The organism is Enterococcus ratti (assembly GCF_001886195.1).
In the GTDB taxonomy this organism is placed as follows: domain Bacteria; phylum Bacillota; class Bacilli; order Lactobacillales; family Enterococcaceae; genus Enterococcus_B; species Enterococcus_B ratti.
Genome location: NZ_JXLB01000009.1, coordinates 34533 through 47873 on the forward strand (window position 1 = coordinate 34533; position 13341 = coordinate 47873).

Sequence of the window (13341 nt, forward strand, 5' to 3'; positions counted from 1 at the left end):
ATAGTGGAACGACTGCAAAAAGTAATAGCGCATGCAGGCGTTACTTCAAGACGTAAAGCAGAAGAATTTATTTTAGCTGGACGAGTGAAAGTCAATGGAAAAGTGGTCAAAGAATTAGGAATGAAGGTCGGAAAACATGATGTGATTGAAGTCGATGAAGTGCCAATTTATCAAGAAAAATCTGTTTATTACTTATTGTATAAACCTAAAGGAGTCATTTCATCAGTGATGGATGATAAAGGACGTAAAGTGGTGACAGACTTGCTTCCTACGGTTAAAGAACGTATTTATCCAGTGGGGCGTCTTGACTATGATACTTCTGGTATTCTTCTTTTAACAAATGACGGTGATTTTGCCCAACGTCTAACTCATCCTAAGCATGAAGTCGATAAAGTGTATGTAGCAAAAGTAAAAGGACTTGCAACTAAAGCATTGCTAGCTCCGTTAACGAAAGGAATTAAAATTGAAGGCAAATGGACTTCGTCGGCAAAATATCAAATTGTGTCTGTTAACCCAAAGACAAATCATAGCTTAGTGGAATTAACAATTCATGAAGGTAGAAATCATCAAGTGAAAAATATGCTTCAAGCAGTCGGACTGCCAGTTCAAAAATTAAAACGAGAAAAATACGGTGATTTGACACTTCAAGGACTACATCCTGGCGAATATCGTGAATTAAATAAGAAAGAAATCAATCAGTTGTTAAATCGTTCGAAATGATTACTTACTTATTATAAGAATAAATGATTGCATTTTTTTTTAAGCGATGTATAATGAAAAGGAAAACAAAATAATAAATGGTTCGTCTTCAGGGGCAGGGTGTAATTCCCGACCGGTGGTGATAGTCCACGAACTACTTGTTAAGTAGCTGAATCGGTGAAATTCCGATACCGACAGTATAGTCTGGATAAAGAAGATAGAGCTTATTTGACGCTGCTTTTTTGCCAAATAACTCTGACTCTCCCTGTAATACTGGAGAGTTTTTTTATTTGTAAAAAGCCGTTGAATAGTTCGCTGAAGAGGAGTCCTAACAGGAGGATTTCAAATGAAGAACACCCGTGTACAAAAAATGGTTGCTGTGGCATTGTTTGCAGCGATCGGATTGGTTTTGCAATACGTTGCATTTCCTATTATGCCGACTTTTGGCTTTTTGAAGATTGATTTTAGTGATATTCCGGTACTACTTAGTATGTTTTTATTTGGACCGATATCAGGAGTAATGACAGCATTTTTACGTTCACTTCTCCATTTAATCACAACTGGTTTTTCTCCAGATAATTTGGTGGGGGATACAGCGAGCTTTTTAGCAACGACCATTTTTACTTTACCTATTTTTTATTTCTTCCATAAAAAAATAAATGTTGGAAAAAATAAAGTTTTCGGAATGATTGTTGGCACATTTGCCATGACTTTATTCATGAGTATAGCGAATTATTTTGTTATTACGCCATTGTATCTCATGTTTTTAGGATTAACAGCTAGTCAGATGCTAGGAATGTCGTTAACGAGCTATGTATTGATAGGAATTGTACCTTTCAATCTAATCAAAGGATTTATTGTAAGTATTGCTTTTTTGGTACTGCATGCAAAGCTATTACCTTGGTTAAGTCGCAAACAGCATCAATTAGCAAAGCGTCATACAGCAATAAATAATAAATAATGAGAAGAAGCAAGGCAGTTCTAGTAGAGGACATCTAAGAAATGATGTCAAAATAAACTAAAATAGACGGGACAAAAGAGTGGCGAGAAAAAGAGATTCACTTATTTTTGTGAGTCTTGGTAAATGTTTTTGAAAAAACTGCTTTTGTTCCTGCCAGTTGGCTGTGTGTTTTATTTATAGAGAGTAGAAGATACAAATATTTTCTTCTCTTTTTTTATGAAAAAAATTCATTTATTTTCGATTTGTAAACGTTTTATTAAACGTATCTGAGTATTTCATTTTTTTATGTATAAAAATGTATTTTTTTTATTAAAATGTGATGTTTTTAGCTTTTTAAATGATAAATAGGTTGATTAACGGAAAGAAAGAAAACGCTACAATTATCTTGAAAAAAATTTTCTAATAAAATTAATAGAAAAAGGAGTGAAAATAGCATTTTTTGAATAAAATTTTTCGAATAATAGGTTATTGTTTTAGTTATTCCGTTCTTTTTGATAAAATAACTAGTGGAATCAATCATAAAAGATTCTAATGAAACAAGGAAGGAAGACGAACATGGAACAAACAAAAAAGAAGAATTTTCAAATGCCTTCAGCGTATACGGTCTTATTCATTATTATTGCAATTATCGCTGTATTAACTTGGTTTATACCAGCTGGACATTACAGTGTCGATGATGCAGGCAACATCATTGCTGGATCATATGAACGAGTGAAACAAAATCCTCAAGGGTTATGGGATATTTTTATGGCGCCAATCAACGGCATGCTCGGTGTACCAGCCGGAGAATTAACGAAAGAAACTCCCGCTGCTATCCCGATTTCTTTCTTTATTTTAGTCGTTGGTGGATTTTTAGGTATTATTAATAAAACAGGGGCGTTAGACGCTGGCATTGCTTCTGTTGTTAAACGATTTAAAGGCAAAGAAAAAATGTTGATTCCAGTATTGATGCTATTGTTTGCATTAGGTGGATCCACTTATGGGATGGCAGAAGAAACAATTCCATTTTATGCACTATTGATTCCTGTTATGATGGCAGTAGGGTTTGATACCGTTGTGGCTGTGGCAATCGTTTTAGTCGGTTCACAAGTTGGCTGCCTTGCTTCAACAGTCAATCCGTTTGCGACAGGTGTTGCTTCTCAAGCTGTTGGAATTTCCATGGGTCAAGGAATCGGGTTGCGATTTTTGATGTTTGTTGTGTTACTAGCTATTTCCATTTTTTATGTTTATCGTTATGCTTCTAAGATTGAAAAAGATCCAACTAAATCACTTGTTTATACTCAAAGAGAAGAAGATATCAAGCATTTTGATATTGATTCAATCAGTCGTCAAGAAACAATCACAAAAAGGCAAAAACACGTCAATGTCTTATTCTTTATTACGTTTGGTATTATGATCATTAGTTTGATTCCTTGGACAACTTTGAATGCCAATTTTACGATTTTTGAATCTTTGACAAAATGGTTAACGGGATTACCAGTAGTTGGAACCGTATTAGGTAAAAACATGCTTCCGCTCGGTGAATGGTATTTCCCAGAGATCACTATGTTATTTTTAGTGATGTCAATTGTTGTTGCCATTACTTATGGGATGAAAGAGTCAGATTTTATTTCAGAATTTTTAGCGGGTGCTTCAGATTTGATCGGAGTAGCAATCGTCGTAGCCGTTGCTCGTGGAATTCAAGTTGTGATGAACAATGGATTAATTACAGATACGATTCTTCACTGGGGAGAACAAGGCTTAAGTTCATTGGCGTCAAGTGTATTCTTAATTCTTACATTTATTTTTTACATTCCAATGTCTTTCTTGATTCCTTCAACTTCTGGATTAGCAGCTGCTACGATGGGAATCATGGGACCAATGGGCGAATTTGCTGGTGTAAGTAAAGACTTGGTTATTACCGCTTATCAATCAGCATCCGGTTTGGTAAATTTGATTACCCCAACTTCAGCAATCGTTATGGGTGCTGTAGCCATCGCTCGTTTTGATATCTCTGTATGGTGGAAATTTATAGGAAAATTAATCGCTATTTTATTTATTGCAATTTGTGTAATCTTAGGAATAGCAGCGATGTTTTGACCAAGGTCAACGAAAGGAATCTACCAAATAAACACTGTTGAGGTTCACGGTTGACTGTTTTACAGGATTCAAGCTCTTGTATCTTTATTATTGGGTGAAAACTAAGGTTGTGTCTGTTGTTTTGACATGACCTTTTTATTACATTAGGAGGGTGAGAACATGAAACAATTTGTAACAAAGCAACATCATGAACAAGCATTAGAATCTTTAGGTGAACTGATTCGGATTCCTTCAGTTTTAGACGAATCAGATACAGGAAAAGGGCATCCTTTTGGAACAAAAGTCATTGAAGCTTTGGACAAAGTTTTAGAAATTTGTGAACGTTTAGGGTTTAAAACATTTAAGGATCCAGAAGGGTATTATGGTTATGCAGAAGTAGGAACGGGCGAGGAACTGTTTGGGATTTTATGCCATATGGATGTGGTACCGGCTGGTGATGAAACCAATTGGGATTCTAATCCCTTTGAACCAACAGTAAAAGATGGTTGGTTGATTGGAAGAGGATCCCAAGATGACAAAGGACCTTCGATTGCTGCAATGTATGCGGTAAAAGCCTTAATAGATGCGGGTGTTGAGTTTAATACGCGTATACGCTTTATATTTGGAACAGATGAAGAAAATCTATGGCGTTGTTTAGATAAATACAATGAAAAAGAAGAAGGTATCACACAAGGATTTGCTCCCGATGCGGAATTTCCATTGATTTATGCTGAAAAAGGGCTATTACAAGCTTATTTAATTGGTCCCGGAACGACAGATTTTTCAGTAAAAGCTGGTGGCGCGTTGAACGTTGTTCCAGATGCAGCCCCTTACGCTGGTGAAAAATTGGCGGAAGTAAAAGAAGCATTGAAAAAACATGGCTTTGATTTTGAAGATAAAGGTGAATCCATTGTCGTTCTTGGAAAAAGTATTCATGCAAAAGATGCAGCAGAAGGGGTAAATGCGATTTCACGTTTAGCCATCGCACTTTCCGAAGTATTCGATTTTGCACCTATCAATTTTTTAGGTCAATTGGTTCAAGAAAATGCAACTGGTGAAAAAGTAGTAGGAAAAACAATTGATGAACAATCTGGCGAATTAACTATGAACTTTGCAAGTTTAGAAATTACGCCGGAACAAACAAAAATAGGTGTAGATATGCGTATTCCAGTAACCTTTAAAAAAGATGAGTTAGTGGAAAAATTAGCAGCAGTCGTTAAGAACTATGAATTAACTTATGAAGAATTTGACTTTTTAGATTCACTTTATGTACCATTAGATAGTGAACTAGTGAAAAATCTTTTAGGTACCTATCGTGAGATCACAGGTGATATGACTGAGCCATTTGTCTCAGGAGGAGCTACTTTTGCACGTACGATGAATCAATGTGTTGCATTTGGAGCAATGTTTCCAGATACGCCAGACTTTATGCATCAAGCAAATGAACGGTGGGAATTAAGTAGTATGTATAAAGCCATGGAAATCTATGCAGAAGCGGTTTATCATTTGTGCAGTAAATAAGGATTTGTTTCATACGCTTGTCTTGTTTAATCTGTGAGTAGGAAAATCGTTAGACGAAAATACGCCGATAAACAAACTGAAGGTTTTTAAAAGCAACACTTGGATGGCTTTTAAAAAACCTTCAGTTTTTTTGATGAATGTTATAAGCATGAAACTAATTTCTCCACTTCTAATCGTACATCTTTCTTGATTTTATATTAAAGAAAAAAGTTGCAATTTTATCGTAGTTTATTTAGTGTAGAGTAATTAGATGGGAAATGAGAAGAAAAGTGTGTAAAAAAAGAAAAAGATACGAGGAAACGCTATTTTTAGATCAAGCGGTAGCGTCAGGATAAAAAGTTGACTCGTTTTTAAAAAGAGAGTACTAGTTTCAACAAACGAAAGTCAAAGAAAACCATGTTTGTTTTAGTAATTGCAAAAAAACAGAGACAGGCAACTGTTGACAAGCAAGTGAATAGGAGAAATAAAATGAGAAAGTTAGACTATGGATTTATTTAACTGCTAGTTCATGCAGTTTTTTAAGCGACTATGGGAATTTTCTTATGATGAGAATAAGAAAAAAACAGATTTAATTTGTTCAAAGTCCCTAGCTTTTTCATAACCGTTCGAATAAAATTGCTCTTACTGGACATTTTTGATAAGCTTTTTGTAAAACTGCTTCTTCTTTTTCAGAAATAAACTGTTGACGTGCTTCAGTTTCTTGAGCAAATAAAACGATTCCTTCTTCATCATAATCAAAGATATCAGGTGCTTCAATTTGGCAAAGGCCACAAGCAATACAGCGTTCGGACACTAGTTTACATAGTAGAGACATTTTTAACCATCCTATTCTTAAGGGGAGTAACATGACTGAATTTATTTTATCCTTATTTTCAACAAGAAACAAGTTGAGAATATCAGTACTTTATATCAAATACTTCATGGGAAACGTACGAGTTCAATATTAATCTATAGTTTTTTGAACCATCTATTGTTTGTCCATGGTAGCTTGCCTGAATTAAAACAAGAAGAGTTTTCAAGAGTAATGAATCAATTAGTAAACGAAAAGTTACTCAGTATATCAAAAAACTATGGGAGAATTACGGCTTTAGGAAACAAGAAACATCTTCAATCAGAAATAAACTTGAATGGTCTTTGTTTTAGTCGATACGGAAGAACAGCGAGTACTTGTTGGCGTTTAATCAAATTTGCTGTACAAGTTGTTTCTTATTTAACTTATAGCTGTTCTGACTATTTGCCGATAGAGACAAGCCCTTACTATACTTTTCAAGTTAAAAGATGGATTGTCGATATGAAGTTAGACCGATTTGAACTGGCAAGCAAGTTAAGCCGAGAGCTTGAGGAATTATTTTTAGATATGCCGACAGAAATGGCCGACTTTCTAGCAAACCAATTTTCCGGCGTACAAGCACCGGGATTATTGTCTTACCAACTAACAGAAATAAAGGATGAAATGCAGCTTAAATTATACGAAGCCAAAAATATACATTCTTTATTAAAAAAAATTGAAGAAAAGAAACCATTGGTTCTTTTTTATCTTATTCAACCTTTACTTATACAAAACTATAATCAAAGTATGTTAATTACAAGAAAACTTGTTTTAGAAGGACATTCTTTGGAAGAAATTATGAAAATTCGCCACTTAAAAAAAGGAACAGTGACAGATCATCTAATTGAATGGCAACTTTATTTTGATGATTTTCCTTATAAAACAATGATTTCAAAAAAAACGTTGAACCGATTAAGTCAGTTTACAAATGTACAGACATTGGAATATCGTCAACTAAACGAACAAGCATCTTTAGATTATGGCGAGTTTCGATTTTATCAAATAGGAGTATTGAAAGGGGAACTGTTGGATGGAATTGAAGGATGAACTGAAAAAACATTTTGGATTTTCTTCGTTTCGTCCCGGACAAGAAAAAATTATCTGTTCGTTATTAAATAAGCAAGATGTCTTAGCTGTGTTGCCTACGGGAAATGGAAAAAGTCTTTGTTATCAATTAACAGGATATTTATGTGAGGGAATGGTCATTGTGGTTTCACCTTTACTGTCATTGATGGAAGATCAAGTCATTCAACTTCAAAAACGAGGCGAAAAGCGAGTGATAGCATATAATAGTTTATTATCCAAAGCAGAACGATATGATGTTTTGAATCATTTATCTGACTATAAATTTTTATTTTTGAGTCCGGAAATGTTGGTACAACAAACGTTGTTGGAGCTGTTGAAAAAACAAAAAATTGGATTATATGTGATTGATGAAGCTCATTGTGTTTCACAATGGGGGATTGATTTTCGTCCAGAATATCAACAATTAGGAGAGATAAGAAAACAATTGGGTTTGCCAGTTACGCTGGCTTTAACTGCTACAGCTACAACAGTCGTTCAAAAAGATATTGAAAAAGTACTATTCCAAACGCCACCCGTTTGCGTGACACATCCTATTAACCGAAAAAATATTGCTTTATATGTAAAAAAAACATCACATAAAGAAGAAGCATTAGAAAATTTAATGAAACAAGCGCAAGGAGCCATGATTATTTATTGTGCTACCAAAAAAGAAGTGGAACGCTTGTACCAATTGTTTCGTTTTCGATTTGCTGTTGGTTACTATCATGGTGATTTGGAAGCCTCTCAAAGACGGCAGCTGCAACAACAATTTAGTCAAAATAAACTCCAATTTTTGATAGCAACGAATGCGTTTGGTATGGGGATTGATAAACCAGATGTCCGTTATATCGTTCACTATGATTTACCTGCCAGTCTTGAAAATTATATGCAGGAAATTGGACGTGCCGGTAGAGATCAAAGACTTAGTGAAGCCCTTCTTCTATATAAAGAGGGGGATGAATGGATCCATTATTTTTTTAATCAGATTTCCAAAGAACAGCGTCAAAGTTTTGAACTTTATTTACAGTCTAATATCGCAGAGCTAAAGCCCTTTGATGAAATTCAGCAAAAATGGTTAGAAATGATTGAAAAAAAACATAATTCTAAAGAGTGGTTGGAGCAATTAAAATTACAAGAAAGAAAAAAGAATGAACGTCTACAGCAAATGCTTTACTATATCCACGCAACTACTTGTCGAAGAGTCATGCTTCTTGATTATTTTGGCGAAAAACTGCTTGAAAAGCCTGAGAAATGCTGTGATGTGGATGGTGCTGTATTAAGTATTCAAACAACAAAAGAGAGAAACAAAATAGAACAAAAAAATTGGTCCGATATTTTACTAAATTTATTTAAAAAAAATAATGGATGATAACTTTTTAAGACAATAAAGTTTGGGCTATGGTATAATATTTACGATAGAAATTAGGAGGTAATAAGGTGAGTAGAAAAGATAGACATCGTTCATCAGAAAATAATGAAGTACAAGAACCATGGGAACAACCAATTTATGATACGGAAGATGAAACTGCTTCAAGAAGTTCTCAACGTCAACAAAAGAAAGGCAATACATTATTTTTGTCTCTCTTTTTAATATTGTTAGTTTTATGTATTGCTATTCCGGCAGGTGCTTATTTTTGGATTAGAAATGGTTCTACAAATACATCCAGTGCTACATCGACCACTACTACTTCGTCAGTCGAAAGTACTGCTACCGAATCATCAACAAAAGAATCAAGTACTAAATCGCAAAGTACGACTGAAACTCAGTCAATAGTGGAAAGTACGCTTCAAAGCAGTACGATTGTTTCAGAATCAACTATGCCAACGACTACAACCACCACAACTACTTATCAACAAGAAACACAACCGACAAGCAGTGTGGAAGAAGTAACTACGCCGACTTCTTCGGCTGCAACAGATGGTACGACCGTCACTGTACAAGCAGGAGAAGGTCCTAAACAAGTAGCTGAGCGTGCAGGAATCACAATTGATCAATTGTTTGCATTAAATGGATTAGACCCAAATAACTATATGATCTATCCCGGTCAGCAATTAAAAGTCAAATAATTTTAGCCGCAAGTTGCGGCTTTTTTTTTGAAAAAGGAGTTATATCATGAAGCAAATCAGTATTGCAATAGACGGACCTGCTTCTTCAGGGAAAAGTACTGTTGCAAAAATTTTGGCAAAAGAATTTAATTATATTTATACGGATACGGGGGCGATGTATCGTGCCGTTACGTATTTAGCCATCAAACATTATATACCATTTACGGATGAAAAAGGATTGGTTAAATTAATTCATGATTATCCGTTGTCTTTTGTTCAACAAATAGACGGACAACATGTTTTGATAGGCGATCGAGACGTAACAACAGCAATTCGCCAGCCAGATGTGACTCAAGCAGTTTCTGAGGTCTCTGCTCATCGGAAAGTGAGAGAAGCGCTTGTTGAGATTCAACGTAAAATTGGAGAAAACGGTGGGGTCGTTATGGATGGAAGAGACATCGGCACTTCTGTTTTACCAAATGCAGAAGTAAAAATATTTTTAGTGGCCAGTGTGACGGAACGTGCGCAAAGAAGATATAAAGAAAATATTGAAAAAGGAATTCCAACAGTATTAGAGCAGTTGACGAAAGAAATACAAGCAAGAGATTATTATGATTCCACAAGAAAAGTTTCTCCGTTAAAACAAGCGACTGATGCCGTGCGTATTGATACTACTGGAAAAACAATTTCAGAAGTTGTGCAAGCAATTAAAGAAATTGTAAAAGAAAAAGGGTATTTTCTATAAAAAAAAGAATTTTAAAATTTGTATTTTTGATGTAAATCAAACGAAATCGCTTTATTTTTTTTAGATAATCAATTAAACTAAAAACAGTACCGTTGTTACGGCAGAATGTTGGTTAGGAGGACAAATGTTATGACAGAATTTGAACAAAATCAAGCAGAGAATCGTCAATCAATGGAAGATGCGATTAATAGCGTTCAAGAAGTGAACGTAGGAGACGTGGTGACAGGTGAAGTCTTAGCAATTGAAGATAAGCAAGTTATTGTAGGAATCCAAGGTGCTGGAGTAGAAGGCGTTGTTCCTGCAAAAGAATTATCTACTTCACCGGTTGAAGACATCAATGAAATTGTAAATGTGGGAGATATTTTAGACCTCGTTGTGATCAGTACAATTGGTAAAGATAAAGAAAACGGCAGCTACCTGCTTTCAAAACGCCGTTTAGATGCAAAAAAAGTTTGGGAAAAGATTGAAAAAGATTTTCAAGCGGGAAAAGTAATTGAAGCACCTGTAACTAGTGTGGTGAAAGGCGGATTAGTGGTTGACGTAGGTGTACGTGGATTCGTTCCTGCTTCAATGGTGGAAGATCATTTTGTGGCTGATTTTTCACCGTATAAAGATCAAACTTTAGCATTTAAAATTATTGAAATTGAACCATCAGAAAATCGTTTAATTCTTTCGCATAAAGCAGTAATTGAAACGGAAAAAGAGAAAAAGAAAAAAGAAATTTTAGCAAACATTCATGAAGGAGATGTTCTTAGTGGTCGTGTAGCTCGTACCACTGACTTTGGTGCTTTCATTGATTTAGGTGGGATTGATGGATTGGTTCATGTTTCTGAAATTTCTCATAGTCATGTAGCTAAACCGAGTGATGTATTAGTTGTTGGAGATGAAGTAAAAGTAAAGGTTCTTTCAATTAATCTTGAACAAGAACGTGTCTCTTTATCGATTAAAGAAACCGTGCCTGGTCCTTGGGAGAACATTGAAGAAAAAGCACCCGTTGGTTCTGTTTTAGAAGGAAAAGTAAAACGTTTGACAAGTTTTGGCGCTTTTGTAGAAATATTTCCGGGTGTTGAAGGTCTTGTTCACATTTCACAAATTTCACATAAGCATATTGCAACACCGCATGAAGTTCTTCATGAAGGCGATGAGGTAAAAGTAAAAGTTTTAGAAGTTAAACCTGAAGAATATCGTATTGCGCTTAGCATTAAAGCATTGGAAGAAAAAACTGCTTCTGAAGCAGAACCAAAAGATGTAGAAGCTTATGAGCTACCAGAAGAAAATACTGGATTTGCGATGGGCGACATTTTAGGGGACGCTTTAAAAGAAGAAGTAGAAGAGATAACGGATGATTCAAAAGAATAAAGGTTTTAGCAAAAATAATTGAACATCTTCAAGTTTTTAATTAAAAGATCAATCGAAGCAATGAGCTTTGATTGATTTTTTTCTTTTAAATTTGTATATGTTTTTGTTTTTTACAAAATACTTATATAAATTTATCGAACAATGCTTGAAACTTAGTAGAGCATTGGGTACACTAAGTAAGATTGGAAACTTGTAAGGAGGTAAAAATATGGCAAATCCAACTATTGCAATCGTTGGTCGCCCAAACGTTGGTAAGTCTACGATTTTTAATCGTATTGCTGGTGAGCGTATTTCAATTGTCGAAGATACTCCGGGAGTAACACGTGATCGTATTTATGCTAAAGGTGAATGGTTAGGTCGAGAATTTAGCGTGATCGATACAGGGGGAATTGATTTAAGTGACGAACCATTTATGGATCAAATCAAACTTCAAGCAGAAATCGCAATTGAAGAAGCTGACGTGATTATCTGTGTGGTTAGCGGACGTGAAGGAGTTACCGATGCAGATGAAGTTGTAGCAAAACTATTGTATCGTAGCAATAAACCAGTAATTTTAGCGGTTAATAAAGTAGATAATCCTGAGATGAGAAATGAAATTTATGAATTTTATTCATTAGGATTGGGCGACCCTTATCCAGTATCTGGTAGTCATGGATTAGGTATCGGTGATGTATTAGATGAAGCAATCAAATTCTTTTCAAATGAAGAAGAAGAAGAGGAAGAAGATGCAATTAAATTTAGTTTGATTGGCCGTCCAAATGTTGGAAAATCTTCATTAATCAATGCGATTTTAGGAGAAGAACGTGTCATCGTATCGGATGTGCAAGGAACGACAAGAGATGCGATTGATACACATTTTGTTTCTGAAAGTGGACAAAAATTTTTAATGATTGATACTGCCGGTATAAGAAAACGAGGGAAAGTCTATGAAAATACAGAAAAATACAGCGTTATGCGTGCCATGCGTGCTATCGACCGCTCTGATGTTGTTTTAATGGTTCTTAATGCAGAAGAAGGCATACGAGAACAAGACAAACGTGTTGCAGGTTATGCCCATGAAGCAGGACGTGGTGTGATTATTGTAGTGAATAAATGGGATCTTGTCAAAAAGGAAACAAACACCATGCGTGACTTTGAGCAAGAAATTCGTGAAGCCTTCCGCTATTTAGATTATGCACCAATTATTTTCGTTTCAGCTGTTACTAAACAGCGTTTAGGACTGTTGCCTGAAATGATCGAAGAGGTAAGTGTGAACCAAAACTTGCGTGTACCGTCTGCGGTCTTAAATGATATCATCATGGACGCTGTTGCAATCAATCCGACTCCGACAGATAAAGGCAAACGATTGAAGATTTTCTATGCCACACAAGTCGCAGTTAAACCACCAACTTTTGTTGTTTTTGTGAATGAAGAAGAATTAATGCATTTTTCTTATGAACGTTTCTTAGAAAATCAAATTCGCAAAGCCTTCACTTTTGAAGGAACATCTATTCGCATCATTCCAAGAAGACGAAAGTAGGGATTTTACCATATCAACAGATTTTTTTCAAAAAAAATAGATAGATTCAATTATTACGTTTTTATGACTAAAAAAAGCAGGGGAAAAATGGTAAAAACCTTGCTATTAAGCGGTTTATATGATATCGTGATAACAGAGTATTGAACTTGATCAATATTTCTTTTAAACTTCTGGACCACTCAGAAGATTTTTAACTAAACTGATGTTTACATCATATCTCTTTTTGAGGAGGTGAATCTATCCATGGCAAACAAAGCAGAATTAATCGAAAAAGTTGCTTCAGCTACTGATTTAACTAAAAAAGATGCGACTGCAGCAGTCGATGCTGTATTTTCAACTATCCAAGATGCTTTAGCTAACGGCGAAAAAGTTCAATTAATCGGTTTTGGTAATTTTGAAGTACGCGAACGCGCAGCTCGTAAAGGACGTAATCCACAAACGGGTGAAGAAATCGAAATTCCAGCTAGCAAAGTACCTGCGTTTAAACCAGGTAAAGCATTGAAAGATGCTGTGAAATAAACGTCTAAAAAAGCGCTTGT

General features: G+C 35.2%; 12 protein-coding genes and 1 riboswitch. Of the genes, 11 read left to right on the forward strand and 1 reads right to left on the reverse strand.

Annotated elements, in window-relative coordinates; genetic code table 11:
- Nucleotides 1–3: 3 nt before the first annotated feature.
- The 4 genes from RV14_RS05650 (at nucleotide 4) to RV14_RS05665 (ending at nucleotide 5239) form a co-directional block, all read left to right on the forward strand.
- Nucleotides 4–720, forward strand: a complete 717-nt coding sequence (locus tag RV14_RS05650; RefSeq protein ID WP_071855324.1) for a pseudouridine synthase — start codon at nucleotides 4–6, stop codon at nucleotides 718–720.
- A gap of 80 nt (nucleotides 721–800) precedes the next feature.
- A riboswitch (FMN riboswitch) is annotated at nucleotides 801–922 on the forward strand.
- Nucleotides 923–1045: 123 nt separating this feature from the next.
- Nucleotides 1046–1660 (forward strand): ECF transporter S component, encoded by a 615-nt coding sequence (locus RV14_RS05655; RefSeq protein WP_071855325.1) that lies wholly within the window; start codon nucleotides 1046–1048, stop codon nucleotides 1658–1660.
- Nucleotides 1661–2215: 555 nt separating this feature from the next.
- Entirely contained in the window at nucleotides 2216–3739 is a 1524-nt protein-coding gene (locus RV14_RS05660; RefSeq protein ID WP_071855326.1) for a YfcC family protein, read from the forward strand.
- 159 nt (nucleotides 3740–3898) lie between these two features.
- Entirely contained in the window at nucleotides 3899–5239 is a 1341-nt protein-coding gene (locus RV14_RS05665; protein ID WP_071855327.1) for a M20 family metallopeptidase, read from the forward strand.
- Between the two features lie 595 nt (nucleotides 5240–5834).
- Here the strand turns inward: RV14_RS05665 and RV14_RS05670 are convergent.
- A complete protein-coding gene (locus RV14_RS05670) occupies nucleotides 5835–6053 on the reverse strand; it encodes a ferredoxin (RefSeq protein WP_071855328.1) in 219 nt (72 codons plus the stop codon).
- Nucleotides 6054–6263: 210 nt separating this feature from the next.
- Here RV14_RS05670 and RV14_RS05675 point away from each other — a divergent pair, with 210 nt between their 5' ends.
- From RV14_RS05675 to RV14_RS05705, 7 genes are all read left to right on the forward strand, one after another.
- On the forward strand, nucleotides 6264–7115 hold the full coding sequence (locus RV14_RS05675; RefSeq protein ID WP_342714685.1) for a helix-turn-helix domain-containing protein: 852 nt from the start codon (nucleotides 6264–6266) through the stop codon (nucleotides 7113–7115).
- On the forward strand, nucleotides 7099–8502 hold the full coding sequence (locus RV14_RS05680) for a RecQ family ATP-dependent DNA helicase (protein WP_071855329.1): 1404 nt from the start codon (nucleotides 7099–7101) through the stop codon (nucleotides 8500–8502). The genes RV14_RS05675 and RV14_RS05680 overlap by 17 nt, the downstream gene beginning before the upstream one ends.
- Before the next feature lie 68 nt (nucleotides 8503–8570).
- Nucleotides 8571–9200, forward strand: coding sequence for an SAG1386/EF1546 family surface-associated protein (locus RV14_RS05685; RefSeq protein WP_071855330.1), 630 nt, complete (start codon nucleotides 8571–8573; stop codon nucleotides 9198–9200).
- Nucleotides 9201–9246: 46 nt separating this feature from the next.
- Nucleotides 9247–9924, forward strand: a complete 678-nt coding sequence (gene cmk / locus RV14_RS05690) for a (d)CMP kinase (protein ID WP_071855331.1) — start codon at nucleotides 9247–9249, stop codon at nucleotides 9922–9924.
- A gap of 129 nt (nucleotides 9925–10053) precedes the next feature.
- Nucleotides 10054–11283 carry a 30S ribosomal protein S1 gene (gene rpsA / locus RV14_RS05695; RefSeq protein WP_071855332.1) on the forward strand — a complete coding sequence of 410 codons (1230 nt, stop codon included), beginning with the start codon at nucleotides 10054–10056 and terminating at the stop codon, nucleotides 11281–11283.
- Nucleotides 11284–11491: 208 nt separating this feature from the next.
- Nucleotides 11492–12802: a ribosome biogenesis GTPase Der gene (gene der / locus RV14_RS05700; protein ID WP_071855333.1), complete on the forward strand. Its 1311-nt coding sequence runs from the start codon at nucleotides 11492–11494 to the stop codon at nucleotides 12800–12802.
- 243 nt (nucleotides 12803–13045) lie between these two features.
- Nucleotides 13046–13321: an HU family DNA-binding protein gene (locus tag RV14_RS05705; RefSeq protein WP_002290178.1), complete on the forward strand. Its 276-nt coding sequence runs from the start codon at nucleotides 13046–13048 to the stop codon at nucleotides 13319–13321.
- Nucleotides 13322–13341 lie beyond the last annotated feature (20 nt).

What these genes read in the sequence shown, in the direction of transcription:
- RV14_RS05670 (WP_071855328.1), bottom strand. Translation starts at nt 6,053, where the DNA reads ATGTCTCTACTATGTAAACTAGTGTCCGAACGCTGTATTGCTTGTGGC.
- rpsA (WP_071855332.1), top strand. Translation starts at nt 10,054, where the DNA reads ATGACAGAATTTGAACAAAATCAAGCAGAGAATCGTCAATCAATGGAA.
- der (WP_071855333.1), top strand. Translation starts at nt 11,492, where the DNA reads ATGGCAAATCCAACTATTGCAATCGTTGGTCGCCCAAACGTTGGTAAG.
- RV14_RS05665 (WP_071855327.1), top strand. Translation starts at nt 3,899, where the DNA reads ATGAAACAATTTGTAACAAAGCAACATCATGAACAAGCATTAGAATCT.
- RV14_RS05705 (WP_002290178.1), top strand. Translation starts at nt 13,046, where the DNA reads ATGGCAAACAAAGCAGAATTAATCGAAAAAGTTGCTTCAGCTACTGAT.
- RV14_RS05655 (WP_071855325.1), top strand. Translation starts at nt 1,046, where the DNA reads ATGAAGAACACCCGTGTACAAAAAATGGTTGCTGTGGCATTGTTTGCA.
- cmk (WP_071855331.1), top strand. Translation starts at nt 9,247, where the DNA reads ATGAAGCAAATCAGTATTGCAATAGACGGACCTGCTTCTTCAGGGAAA.
- RV14_RS05660 (WP_071855326.1), top strand. Translation starts at nt 2,216, where the DNA reads ATGGAACAAACAAAAAAGAAGAATTTTCAAATGCCTTCAGCGTATACG.
- RV14_RS05675 (WP_342714685.1), top strand. Translation starts at nt 6,264, where the DNA reads ATGAATCAATTAGTAAACGAAAAGTTACTCAGTATATCAAAAAACTAT.
- RV14_RS05680 (WP_071855329.1), top strand. Translation starts at nt 7,099, where the DNA reads ATGGAATTGAAGGATGAACTGAAAAAACATTTTGGATTTTCTTCGTTT.